15 protein-coding genes are annotated in these 11,692 nt (G+C 70.3%); 9 read left to right on the plus strand and 6 right to left on the minus strand.

Going from position 1 to position 11,692, the window contains the following annotated elements:
- Nucleotides 1–33 precede the first annotated feature (33 nt).
- A complete protein-coding gene (locus ACLJOU_RS11290) occupies nucleotides 34–402 on the minus strand; it encodes a hypothetical protein (RefSeq protein WP_410566188.1) in 369 nt (122 codons plus the stop codon).
- Nucleotides 386–1,021, minus strand: coding sequence for an FAD-dependent oxidoreductase (locus ACLJOU_RS11295; RefSeq protein WP_410566190.1), 636 nt, complete (start codon nucleotides 1,019–1,021; stop codon nucleotides 386–388). Before ACLJOU_RS11295 ends, ACLJOU_RS11290 begins: the two co-directional genes overlap by 17 nt.
- A 119-nt stretch (nucleotides 1,022–1,140) precedes the next feature.
- Between ACLJOU_RS11295 and ACLJOU_RS11300 the strand changes: the two genes are divergently transcribed.
- Both ACLJOU_RS11300 and ACLJOU_RS11305 read left to right on the plus strand, forming a co-directional pair.
- Entirely contained in the window at nucleotides 1,141–1,728 is a 588-nt protein-coding gene (locus ACLJOU_RS11300) for a helix-turn-helix domain-containing protein (protein ID WP_410566193.1), read from the plus strand.
- A 180-nt stretch (nucleotides 1,729–1,908) separates the two neighbouring features.
- Nucleotides 1,909–2,715: a class I SAM-dependent methyltransferase gene (locus ACLJOU_RS11305; RefSeq protein WP_410566195.1), complete on the plus strand. Its 807-nt coding sequence runs from the start codon at nucleotides 1,909–1,911 to the stop codon at nucleotides 2,713–2,715.
- Nucleotides 2,716–2,864: 149 nt separating this feature from the next.
- Here the strand turns inward: ACLJOU_RS11305 and ACLJOU_RS11310 are convergent, their stop codons facing one another.
- Nucleotides 2,865–3,461 carry a TetR/AcrR family transcriptional regulator gene (locus tag ACLJOU_RS11310; RefSeq protein WP_410566198.1) on the minus strand — a complete coding sequence of 199 codons (597 nt, stop codon included), beginning with the start codon at nucleotides 3,459–3,461 and terminating at the stop codon, nucleotides 2,865–2,867.
- 236 nt (nucleotides 3,462–3,697) lie between these two features.
- Between ACLJOU_RS11310 and ACLJOU_RS11315 the strand changes: the two genes are divergently transcribed.
- The 6 genes from ACLJOU_RS11315 (at nucleotide 3,698) to ACLJOU_RS11340 (ending at nucleotide 8,012) form a co-directional block, all read left to right on the plus strand.
- The gene (locus ACLJOU_RS11315; protein ID WP_410566200.1) at nucleotides 3,698–4,138 is read left to right on the plus strand and encodes an NAD-dependent epimerase/dehydratase family protein; all 441 of its coding nucleotides are present in this window, start codon (nucleotides 3,698–3,700) and stop codon (nucleotides 4,136–4,138) included.
- Nucleotides 4,135–4,959, plus strand: coding sequence for a patatin-like phospholipase family protein (locus ACLJOU_RS11320; RefSeq protein WP_410566202.1), 825 nt, complete (start codon nucleotides 4,135–4,137; stop codon nucleotides 4,957–4,959). Before ACLJOU_RS11315 ends, ACLJOU_RS11320 begins: the two co-directional genes overlap by 4 nt.
- A 35-nt stretch (nucleotides 4,960–4,994) precedes the next feature.
- Nucleotides 4,995–5,909, plus strand: a complete 915-nt coding sequence (locus ACLJOU_RS11325) for an NAD-dependent epimerase/dehydratase family protein (protein WP_410566205.1) — start codon at nucleotides 4,995–4,997, stop codon at nucleotides 5,907–5,909.
- A gap of 116 nt (nucleotides 5,910–6,025) precedes the next feature.
- Entirely contained in the window at nucleotides 6,026–6,769 is a 744-nt protein-coding gene (locus ACLJOU_RS11330; RefSeq protein ID WP_410566209.1) for an SDR family NAD(P)-dependent oxidoreductase, read from the plus strand.
- Between the two features lie 20 nt (nucleotides 6,770–6,789).
- Nucleotides 6,790–7,035: a nitroreductase/quinone reductase family protein gene (locus ACLJOU_RS11335; protein ID WP_410566212.1), complete on the plus strand. Its 246-nt coding sequence runs from the start codon at nucleotides 6,790–6,792 to the stop codon at nucleotides 7,033–7,035.
- A gap of 65 nt (nucleotides 7,036–7,100) precedes the next feature.
- Complete coding sequence (locus ACLJOU_RS11340; RefSeq protein WP_410566214.1) at nucleotides 7,101–8,012, plus strand: TIGR03619 family F420-dependent LLM class oxidoreductase; 912 nt, start codon at nucleotides 7,101–7,103, stop codon at nucleotides 8,010–8,012.
- Nucleotides 8,013–8,078: 66 nt separating this feature from the next.
- Here ACLJOU_RS11340 and ACLJOU_RS11345 read toward each other — a convergent pair whose 3' ends face one another.
- From ACLJOU_RS11345 to ACLJOU_RS11355, 3 genes are all read right to left on the minus strand, one after another.
- Nucleotides 8,079–9,014 (minus strand): NAD-dependent epimerase/dehydratase family protein, encoded by a 936-nt coding sequence (locus ACLJOU_RS11345; protein ID WP_410566216.1) that lies wholly within the window; start codon nucleotides 9,012–9,014, stop codon nucleotides 8,079–8,081.
- A gap of 128 nt (nucleotides 9,015–9,142) precedes the next feature.
- Complete coding sequence (locus ACLJOU_RS11350; RefSeq protein ID WP_410566700.1) at nucleotides 9,143–9,511, minus strand: aldo/keto reductase; 369 nt, start codon at nucleotides 9,509–9,511, stop codon at nucleotides 9,143–9,145.
- Between the two features lie 382 nt (nucleotides 9,512–9,893).
- Entirely contained in the window at nucleotides 9,894–10,514 is a 621-nt protein-coding gene (locus ACLJOU_RS11355; protein ID WP_410566218.1) for a TetR/AcrR family transcriptional regulator, read from the minus strand.
- Between the two features lie 202 nt (nucleotides 10,515–10,716).
- Between ACLJOU_RS11355 and ACLJOU_RS11360 the strand changes: the two genes are divergently transcribed.
- Entirely contained in the window at nucleotides 10,717–11,490 is a 774-nt protein-coding gene (locus ACLJOU_RS11360; protein ID WP_410566221.1) for an NADPH-dependent F420 reductase, read from the plus strand.
- Nucleotides 11,491–11,692 lie beyond the last annotated feature (202 nt).

Raw genomic sequence — 11,692 nt, forward strand, 5'->3', positions numbered from 1 at the left:
GAGGGTGTGCGGGACCCGGTGCCGAGCCGGATGTCAGAAGGCGGGAGTTTCGCCCTGGGTTGCGGCGAGGGCCGCGTCGGTGTCCGCGGTGGCCAGCATGCTGTTGATGTGGGCGCCGGCCAGGGCACCGGCCGCCGCGGAGGCGCCGACCTGGGCGGCGAGGTCGGTGGCGTTGCCCGCCACCCACACGCCCGGCACCTCGGTGGTGCCCGCCATGCCGGAGGCGAAGCGGCGGCCCATGGCGTCGGGCAGATCCTCCACCGGCAGCTTCAGGCCAGCCAGGCCCTCGGTGCGGGCTTCCATCCGGGTGGCGACCGCGATCACGCGGCGGGCCACGACCTGGCCGTCGGTCAGGCGCAGCCCGCCGAGGGTGCCGTCCTCGTGGTCAACGACCTCCTGCACCGGGGTGTCGACGATGCGGATGTTGCGGGCGGCGAAGCGGGCGAGGGTCCTCGTCCAGGTCGATGCCCTGGGTGAAGTAGGTCAGGTCGTCGGTCAGCTGCCGGAACAGGAAGGCCTGGCCGATGGAGGCCGGGCCGGCGGCGAGGATGCCGATGGGCTCGTCGCGCACTTCCCAGCCATGGCAGTACGGGCAGTGCACCACGCCGTGGCCCCAGTGCCCGGCGAGGCCGGGGACTTCGGGCAGCACATCGTGGAGGCCGGTGGCCACCAGGACCCGGCGCGCGGTCACGCTCCGGCCGTCGGCCAGGGTGGTGGTGAACCGCAGATCGCCGTCCGCCGACGGGGCGGCGGGCTCGGCCGCCGTCACCTCGCCGCAGACGACGCGCCCTCCGTACCGGCGCACCTGCTCCCGGCCTTGCCGCAGGATCTCGGCCGGCGGTGTGCCGTCCAGGACGATGAGGCCGTGCACGGCCTCCGCCGGCGCGTTGCGCGGGGAACCGCTGTCGATCACGACGACCGAGCGGCGGGAGCGGGCGAGCATCAGCGCACCGTTCAGCCCCGCGGCGCCCCCGCCGATCACCACCGCGTCGACGGCCTCACCGGGTAGAGCGTCACTCACGTACGGGGAAGTTGTCACAGCCACGGCCTCCTGCCTTGCTCGTGCACTGGTCCGGACGTTGCGGACCAGCTACGCACGACACTAAGCGACCCTTGCCGCGAAGGCATAGAATGTTGCTTATGACGCAAGGAGATGGAGATCTGGACAGCCTCGTACGCAAACGCATCCGCGCCCTGCGGGTCGCGCAGGGCTGGTCCCTGGAGGAATTGGCCTCTCGCGCCCACCTCAGCCAGTCCTCGCTGAGCCGCATCGAGAACGGTCAGCGCCGCCTCGCCCTGGACCAGCTGGTCACCCTCGCCCGCGCCCTGGACACCAGCCTGGACCAGCTCGTGGAGACCGCCACCGACGACGTCGTCACCAGCCCGACGATCGACAGCACCCACGGCCGGATGCGCTGGCCCATCAAGGCCGACCCCGGGATGAGCGTGGTGCGCCAGCGCATGACCGAGCCACCCCCCGAGAACCCGGCCCGCATGCGCGCCCACCCGGGACGCGAATGGCTCGTCGTCCTGTCCGGCACGGCGACCCTCATGCTCGGCCACCGCCGCTTCCGCCTCGAGACCAACCAGGCCGCCGAATTCCCCACGATGATGCCGCACGCGATCGGCGCCGAGGGCGGCCCCTGCGAGATCCTGGGCATCTTCGACCGGGACGCCCGCCGTGGGCACCAGAGCGACAACGGCGACGCTCAAGACGCTCCCGAATGATCGCGCGCCGCGCATCGATGTCCTCTTGCGCGTCGGACAGCGCACCCGACCATCATCTTGCGTAAACCGGGACGCTTTGCGCCGCAAGGACAAATCCCTCGTAGCGTGAAGAGCGTGAACCACGCACCCCCACACGCCCGCCACCATGGCGCTTCGCACGGTCACCACCATGAGCACGCAATGGACGGCCAGGCGGAGATCCTCGACCTGGACGCCGAAGTCCTCGCCGAGCACACCGCCTCGATCACCGCGTGGCTTCCGCTGCGGACCGACCCACGCCACATCGTGGACTTGGGCTGCGGTACGGGCGCGGGCACCTTCGCCCTCCTCGACCGCTTCCCCGACGCGCACGTCACCGCCGTCGACGCGTCCGTCGAACACCTTCAGCGCCTGCGCACCAAGGCATGCACCCTCGGCGTCCAGGAGCGCATCCGCACCGTGCAGGCCGACCTCGACGAAGCCGCCTGGCCCGACCTCGGCTCACCCGACCTGGTCTGGGCGTCGGCCTCGATGCACCACATGGCCCACCCCGACCGCGCGCTGCGCACCGTCCACGACACGCTCGCGCCAGGCGGCCTGTTCGCCCTCGTCGAACTGGCCGGCCATCCCCGCTTCCTGCCCGAAACCGCCCCCGAGGACCGGCCCGGCCTGGAAGAGCGCGTCCACGCCGCAGCCGACCGCCGCCAAGCCGAACACCTGCCCCACCGCGGCGCCGACTGGGGCCCGATGCTGACCGCCGCCGGATTCACCATCGAGAGCGAACGCACCATCGCCGTGGACCTCGACGGCACCCGCAGCGAAGCGATCGGCCGCTACGCCACCGGCGTCCTGCAGCGCATCCGCAGCGTCATCGCGGACAGACTTTCCCCCGAGGACCGCACCGCGCTCGACCAGCTCCTCGACATCGGCGGCCCGCACAGCATCCTGCGCCGCGACGACCTGACGGTACGCACCGAGCGCACCGTCTGGGCCGCCCGCCGTAATTGACCACGGATGGCTCCTCCCGCCAGGGCGGGCCCGTCCGCCCTTCGCAGCTTGCCCCGGCTTCTTACCGCTCTTCTATCTCCTCGGCAGTCGACAAGCCGGGATCGGCTCCGTTGTCACCCGTGGAGCCGTCCACTCTGGCGGTGCGCGCGTCAGGCGGCAAAGGAACGGACGTAGGCGAGGGCTGCCTTCATCGACGCCCGCATCGGTCCGGACGTCCGCAGGGTTTGACTCAGCAGGCTGCCGCCCTGGAGTGCGGTGAGCAGGGCCATGGCCAGCTCGTCGAGGTCGGTGTCCGGGCGGAGATCGCCTCGTCCGCGCATGGCCGCCAGGCCGTCGTGCAACAAGGACTGCCAGCGCTCGAACAGGTTGCAGATCTCCTGGCGGGTCTCGTCGTCGGCGGGGCTCAGCTCGCCGGCCAGGGAGGTCAGCGTGCAGTCGCCACGGCCGCCGTGGTGCTCCTGGCTTTCGACCGCGGCGTCGGCCCACGCCTGCAAGGCGTCGAAGCTGTCCAGCGCGCCCATCAGCGGCCGGCCGGGAACGAGCGGCGCCTCGGCCTGACGGGTGATGACCGCCCTGATCAGGGCCTGCTTGCTGTCGAAGTAGTGGTACAGCTGCGACCCGCCGATACCGGCCGCCTTGCGCACGTCTTCGGTACTGGTGCCGGCGACGCCGTGCCGGGCGATGAGTTCGGTCGCGGCTTCCAGGATGCGTTCCCTGGTCGCCTGGCCTTTGCGAGTCAGGACCACGTCGCCAGCCTACCGGACTGGGTTGCGCAACCCAAGTCTGCGGAGTAGAGATTGGGTTGATCACCCCAAAAAGAGGCTGACGTGCCGGAGCCGGCAGTTCGGCAACCCGGCGGAAATCGCGGAGGTCGTGCTGTTCCGGTCGAAGACCACAGCAGCTACGTCAACGGGACCGTGGTGGCCGTCCACGGCGGGGAACGCGGCCCGCGCCCGAGCTGAACACAACCCCGGAGAGGACCATGAAGATATTCTTGACCGGCGCGACCGGTTACCTCGGCGGCGTCATCGCCGAGAAGCTACTGCGTGCAGGGCATCGGGTCGTGGGCCTGGCCCGGTCCGGCACGGGCATCGTGCTCCGGCCCCCGAACGTCTACGGGCGCGGCGACGGTCAAGCGGTCGTCCTGGCTGTCGAGAAGGCACCCGGCGGCGATCTCTTCCACGCCGGCGCACAGGCCGGGTGGCGCACACGGGACATCGCCGGCGCGCTCAGTCACGACATGGGCATGGGCTTGGGCGGCAGGACGGTCGCGCTGGAAGGGCCGGTGCTCGCCGACGCCCTGGGCCTGGCGGCGATGGCGGGCTACTGGGCGTCGAACAGCCAGTCCTCGGGTGACAAGACACGTCGCATGCTCGGCTGGACCCCGGAGCACCTCGACCTCCTCGGCGAGGTCGCGCGATGACCGGCAACGACACGAAGGCCTTGGTGCTCGGCGGCGGAGGCGTCGCGGGAATCGCCTGGGAGACGGGGATCCTGGCCGGGCTCGCCGACGCCGGGGTCGACGTGACCCGCCCGGATCTCCTCGTCGGGACGTCGGCGGGCTCGGCGGTCGCGGCGCAGGTGACCAGTTCGAAGTCACTCGCCGACCTGTACCGGGACCAGCTCGACGGCACGGGAGCGCCGGAGCCCGCCATCGAGGATGTCGACCCGATCGCGCTCATGGCCGAGATCCGCGGCATCCTGGGCAGCGGCGACGATCCCCTGGTCATCCGCCGGCGTATCGGAGCGATGTCGCTGGAACGGGACCGCGTTCCCGAGGCGGAGCGCCGGGCGATCATCGAGGCCCGGCTTCCCGATCACGAGTGGCCCCCGCAGCGCCTCGCCATCACGGCCGTCGACGCGGAAACCGGCGAATTCGTCATCCTCACCGGAGATTCGGGCGTCAGCCTGGTCGACGCGGTGGCCGCGAGCTGCTCGATCCCCCGGGTGTGGCCGGCGGTCACGGTCGGCGGTCGCCGGCTCTTCGACGGCGGCATGCGCAGCGGGACGAACGCCGATGTCGCGAAGGACTACGGCAAGGTGCTCGTCCTCGACGTCATCGGGCTTCCGGAGACGAGCGACGTGCAACCGGTCACGAAGCCGCTGTTCACCATCAAGCCGGACGAGGCTTCGCAGGCCGGGCTGACGGACCTGCTCGACCCCGACTCCCGCGCGATCCTCGCCCGCGCGGGGCACGAACAGGGCCGCAAGATCGCCACGGAGGTCAGGACGTTCTGGTCCTGACCGACCACCCCCCGACTTCACAGCAGAGAAGGACCATGAAGATCTTCCTGACCGGCGCGACCGGTTACATCGGCAGCGTCATCGCCGAAAAGCTCCTCCAGGCCGGACACGAGGTCGTCGGGCTCGCCCGCTCCGACTCCTCCGCCGAAAAGCTGAAGAGGCAGGGCATCGAGCCGCACCGCGGTGATCTCCGTGATCCTCGCGCGCTGACCGAAGCGGCACAGGCAGCCGACGGAGTCATCCAGAACGCCTTCGATTTCGCCGCCGATTTCGCGACAGCCGGCGCCAGCGAGGCCAACGCCGTGTTTACCTTCATCGAAGCGTTGCGAGGCAGCGGCAAACCGCTCGTCTTCACCAGCGGCACGGGAGGGCTGGGCGATACCGGCAAGACGATCTACGACGAGGAAACGCCCGTTCCCCCATCGGATTCCCCGACCATCAAAGCCCTGCAGGTCCGCTTCGACACCGAGAAGACGGTGATCGATGCCGCCGACGTGCGTGGTGTCGTGCTGCGTCCGCCGAACGTCTACGGCCGCAGTGGCGGTCGTGCGGTCCTCTCGATGATCAGGGCAGCGTCCCGGAAGCTGGGTGCCGTGCCCTATGCCGTCGACGCGGCCGACAACCTCTGGACCCTTGTCCACGTCGACGATCTGGCGGATCTTTTCGTCCTGGCAGTGGCGAAGGCACCCAGTGGCGAATTGTTCCACGTCGGCGCACGAAGCGGTCTTCGCACCCAGGACCTGGCTGTCGCGATGAGCCACGGCCTGGGACTGGGCGGTCGGACCGTCGCCCTGGAGCGGGCCGAGCTGGCCGAAGCGCTCGGAGCCGAGCCACTGGCGGACTACTGGTCCACCAACAGCCAGATCTCGGGCGAAAAGGCGCGTCGCGTGCTCGGCTGGCATCCGCGGCACCTCGACGTCCTCGGCGAACTGGCCGGACCTTCGGACTGAATTGCCCGAGCTGGGTGGATCGCACCCGGGCCAGGGAGTCCGGCCCGCGCCATACTGGGTTACAGAACCCAGAATTCCGGAGTAATAATTGGGTTGAACCACCCAGAAAGGTTGATATGTCAGACCTGGCAGGAAAAACGGCGCTGGTGACCGGCGCCACCGCGGGCATCGGCCGCGCCGTCGCGATGCGCTTGGCGGAGAACGGGGCCAAAGTCGTCGTGCACGGCCGGAACGCGGACCGAGGCGCGGAGCTGGTGTCCGCGATCGCGGGCAAAGGCGGCCGGGCGCGGTTCGTCGCCGCCGATCTGGCGGACGCCGCCGACGTCGAGCGGCTGGCGGCCGAGGCCGGGGAGGTGGACATCCTGGTGAACAACGCCGGGGTGTACGAGTTCGCCCCGACTCCGGACACCTCGACCGACGGCGTGCACCGTCACCTGGCGATCAACACCCGGGCACCGTTCCAGCTGGTCGCGGCGCTGGCGCCGGGCATGGCCGCCCGCGGCCACGGGGTGATCGTCAACGTCAGCTCGACCGCCACCACCAAGGTCACCCCGGGTGGGGCTGCCTACGGGGCCTCAAAGGCGGCACTGGAAACTCTGACGCGCTACTGGGCCACCGAATTCGGCGGCGCCGGCATCCGGGTCAACGCGGTCAGGTCCGGGCCGGTGCGCACCCCGGGCACGGAACCGCTGTTGGCCGCGGTCGGTGACGCGGCGAACCGGATGACGGTGCGCGGGAGGATCGGCGACCCCGAGGAGACGGCGGAGGTCGTGCTGTTCCTGGCGCAGGACCGCAGCAGCTACGTCAACGGGACCATTGTGGACGTTCACGGCGGCGAGCCGGCCACGGCGCTCGACTGAAAGCAAGGAAACGATGCCACTTGAAGGCGAGTACGCGTCGAGCACGACGGGCAGTACGCGGTGGTGGGCTCCCGGGGCGGCCGGCCCCAGAACCCGGCCTGGTCCACAACCTTCGCCGGCAACCGCACGTCGAACTGCAGGACGGGCCGGAAAAGCACGACTATTCGGCCCCGGAGCTGACCGGCTCCGAACGCGACCTGTGGTGGGAACGGGCCGTGGCCGCCTACCCCGACTACGCCGATACCAGACCAAGACCACCCGTGTGATCCCGGTCTTCGTCCTGACCCGCATCGAGCAGTGAACCACCGGATTCGAACGAGAGGACTGCCCCGTGAAGCTGGGTTTGGGCCTGCCCCACTACAGCGACGAAGCCACCCCCGACCGGCTCGTCACCTTCGCCCGACGAGCCGAATCCCTGGGGTATGACTCGCTGTGGGCGCTGGAGCGTCTCCTCCGTCCTGTCGAGCCGAAGAACGCCCCGTGGGAGGGGATGCGCCCGCCGCAGTTCTACGCCAACGTCTTCGACCCGATCGAGACGCTGACCTACGTCGCGGCGCACACCAGCACCATCCGGCTCGGCACCAGCGTCATCGACGCCCTGTTCCACGTTCCCGTCGTCCTCGCCCGGCGGCTCGCCACCCTGGATCACTTCAGCGGCGGGCGGCTCCTCGCCGGCCTCGGCCAGGGCTGGTCCGCCGACGAGTTCGAAACGGCCAACGTCCCGATGCGGCGCCGCGGCAACGGTTTCGCCGAGTTCATCGAAGCCGTGCAGGCCATCTGGGGCCCCGACCCGGTCAGCTTCCAGGGCCGCTTCTACCGCATTCCGCCCTCGGAGGTCGGCGTGAAGCCGCTGCAGCCGGGCGGGGTGCCGATCCTCATCGGAGTCCTTCCCCAGGCGACGGCGTCCGTCGAGCGTGCCGGTCGCATGGGCCTCGGTCTGCACCCGCTGATCTACGACTGGAAGAGCTTCGAAGACCAGCTCGGACTCTTCCGCAACGCGACCCCGGACGGCCGCGAGCCCGGTCCCGTCATCGTGCGGGTGAACAACCCTGTCACCGAGACTCCTCTCGACGAGGCCGATCGCACGCCGTTGTCCGGCTCCGTCGAGCAGGTCAAGGCCGATTTCGAGCGTGCCGCCGAGCTCGGCGTCGACTACGTCATGTGGGATCTCACCTCGGGTGAGGTGCCCTACGAAGTCCAGCTTCGCCTGTTGGAACCGCTGATGGCCGCCAAGCCCGAGTAACGCGGAGTCAGGGCCGAAACCTCCCGGTCGTGCCCGCGGGCACGACCGGGAGGTTTCGGTGCAGCGTCAGCGCTCGGCGGCCGGGATGCCCGCGCCGGCCAGGGTTTCCCGCAGGACCGGCTCCAGGGGCGTCGGGCGCACGCCGAGGACCGCTTCGGTGCGGGCGGAGTCGAGCACGTGCGGGTTTTCGTTGCTGTACAGCACTTCCAGCAGCTCGGCGAACAACGGCTGCCGCTGCGCCAGGGCAGCGACTTCGGCCCGGTGGATGCGGCGAAGCTGCGGCGTGGGCAGCCCGGCCAGGTCGGCCAGCCGCTCGGTCAGCGCCCGCACCGACAGCGACGACGTGACCGGTACGTGCCACGGCCGGCCCCACGCGCGGTCGTCGCGGCTCGCGGCCACCAGCGTGCGGGCGATGTCCTCGGTGTAGTTCCAGCTGTGCGGCGCGTCGAGGTCACCCGGGAAGGACGCCGTTTCGCCCGCCAGCACCGGACCGAGCACGAACGCGGCGTACGCCCCGACCGGGCCCGCGCCGAGGAAACCCGCGGCCCGCACCTCGGTGACCCGCGCGCGACCCGCTTCGTGCGCGGCCAGTGCGTCCAGCCACATCCGCGCCCGCACCCGGCCCTTGACCGTGGTGGCGGCCATCGGGAGGTCCTCGGTCATCGGCCCGTCGACCGGCCCGTACCCGTAGGTGTTGCCGAGCATGACGTAACCGGCGCCGGTCCGCTCGACGGCGGTCAGCAGGGCCGCGGCCATCGGCGGCAGGTCGGTGGCCCAGCGGTCCAAGGCAGGGACGGCGCAGTTGATCAGGACCCGCGCGCCTTCGGTCAGCTCGGTGAGCCGGTCGGGATCGGTGATGTCGGCAGCGATGCGCTCGACGAGCGGGTGGTCGGCGCCGCGGCCGCTGCGGGTGATCTGGCGGACGCGCTCGCCGCTTTCGGCGAACTGACGGGCTGTGGGAAGACCGGCCGCACCGGCCCCGGTCACGACAACGAAGGGCATATCTGCGCCTTTCTGGCGATTCGATGAGCAAAGCTCTACGGACTTCGTGACGACGGCGAGCCCTCGCTGAGTGAGCCACCGCAGGACGACCTGGGCGACGGACTTCCCGTGCGCGGCGCCGATCGCACTCAGGACGGGATTGGTGAACAGGCCGTTCTTGCCCTCCGTGAGTGGCCCCCAGGCCTGGTGCTGCACACCGTGCGCGCGCATGACCCCTGATCGGCCTCGCGCCGGCGAAACGGGTGAGTCTCGATCTGCCTGACCGCCGGGGCGACCTCGTTGTGGATGACGAGGTCGACGAGCCGGTCGGGGTGGAAGTTGGACACCCCGATCGCCTTGACCAGTCCGTCGGTGTGCAGCTTCTGCATCGCCCGCCAGGAGCTGCAGTGGTCGCCGAACGGCTGGTGGACCAGGTACAGATCGAGGTAGTCGAGGCCGCGGCGCCCGAGCGACCGGTCGAACTCGCGTTGGGCGGTGTCCTCGCCGGTGTGCTGGATCCAGACAGCAGCCCCGGGCCGGGGATCGGCATCCGCACGCCGTTGGGCGGCGTGACGGGAACGTTTGCGGAAATGGTCCTCCTCACCGAGGAGCGGGGTGCCGAGGCCCGCTCCTTTCTGGGTAGCTCAACCCATTACTACTCCCGAGATCTGGGTTGCGCAACCCAGTCGACGTTCGCGACGACCGGCGCCTCGGCCGAGCCGGACCGCGGGACGTTCTGCGGCGGACCCTGCCGAGATTGACAAGCGAGTTGCGCACCGGAAATGTTGCTGTTCTGTACTTACGCCGCCTTACGGTCGGCAGGATCGGCCGCCCGTGATGTCACCGTGGACGCTGGTGTGTCGGCCTAGATTCCGACAAGGCTCGGTCTGTGCCGGCGTGTCAGTGCGCCATGTCGGGCTCGGGCAGGGGTTCGGTGTTGCGGCTGCTGAGGCCGTCGAGTGAGATGTGCAGCAGGCGGCGCCACTTGCCGGGGTGGCTGTCGGCGGTGGTCAGGACGGCCTGGCTCAGGGAGCCGCTGAGCAGGAACAGGTCCTCGGTGGTGACGCCAGGGCGCAGCACGCCGGCGTCCACGCAGCGGGTGCGCACCTGGTCGATCAGGGAGTAGCAGCGCTGGACGCAGGCCTCGCTGGGGCCACCGGTGGTGGCGTAGCTCTCGACGACGGCGCGATTGTCGGCCTGGTTGTCCAGCAGCTGCTCGAAGAAGCCGACAAGCGCCTGCCAGGGGTCCTCGGTGGCCACGGCCTGCTGGTGGGCGTCGGTCAGCCAGGCGTTGAACTGCAGCTCCAGGACGGTGGCGAGCAACTCGTCCTTGGTCGGGAAATGGCGGTAGAGCGTGCCCATGCCCACGCCGCTGCGCCGGGCGATCTCCCGGACGTCCACGCCACCGCCGCACTCGGCGAACACCTCGCCGGCCGCCTTGATGATCGCGGCACGGTTGCGCTCGGCGTCGGCGCGGCGGCCGGACCTGGGCGCGGCGGCGGCGTGATCGGCGAGCGTCATGTGTCCAGCGTACGACAGGACTCGGGCCCCGGAGCACTTGCTCCACTTGTGACTCGGACCACAGGAGCAGATGCTCCGGTTGATGTTAGCTTGGTGCGGAGCATCTGCTCCGCTTGATCGGGTCGGTGGCCATGGCCCCCGTCTGACCCGGCTTCCGTTCCACCGGCGGACGACTCCGTCCGCGAGATGAGGAGACCTTTCCATGGCAACACTCGGCATCATCGGCGCCGGCGCTATCGGCACCAGAATCGCTCAGCAGGCAGTCGCCGCGGGTATCGACGTCGTCCTGGCCAACTCCCGCGGCCCGGAAACCCTCACCGCAAAAGTCGCGCAACTCGGCGCCCGGGCCCGGGCCGCGACCCCCGAGGAAGCCGCCCGAGCCGGCGACTGGGTGGTGGTGAGCATCCTCCCGCTCGCCGCCTACGAGCAGCTCCCCGCCGCCGAACTGGCGGGCAAGGTGGTGCTCGACACGGGCAACTACTACGCGACGCGCGACGGGCACATCCCCGCCCTCGACGCCGGTGAGGTCACCACCAGCGAATTCGTCCAACAGCAGCTGGCCGGCGCCCACCTGGTCAAGGCCTTCAACAACATCAGCGAACACCACATCCCCGCACTGGCGCGCCCGGCCGGCGCGGCCGACCGCACGGCGTTACCCATCGCCGGCAACGACCCGCAGGCCAGGGCCGGCGCCGCCGAGCTGATCAGCCGGCTCGGATTCGACACCGTCGACGTCGGCCCCCTGGCCGAAAGCTGGCGCTTCGAACCCGAGACCGACCCCTATGTCGTGCCGTACTGCGCAGACCCCGACGCGATGCGGACCGCTTGGGCACAGCTCGTAGAAGCCCTACGCTCCGGCAAGCCCCCGCAGCCGCCCGCCACCGACCCGGGCGCCGCCCCACTCCCCGCGGCCCGGCTGCGCACCCTGCTCGCAGGCACGTCCCGCAAGCTCACCGCCGACCGCTTGATCGCCTGACGGGCGGCTCCGGCGGTCCGGCCGCAACGCCTGGGAGCACATCATCTGGCGCCCGGAGCACGCCGTCCTGGTGGTGGTCGACGGGATATCGCGGGCCGTCCCGGCCACCCGCCACGCCCGGTCAACAGCCCGCACGTCGGAATGTGGATCGACGGGAACCGCATCGTCTACCTCGACGACTTGGGCTTCTTGGACGTACGGC

Source organism: Amycolatopsis sp. cmx-4-61 (assembly GCF_046548775.1).
In the GTDB taxonomy this organism is placed as follows: domain Bacteria; phylum Actinomycetota; class Actinomycetes; order Mycobacteriales; family Pseudonocardiaceae; genus Amycolatopsis.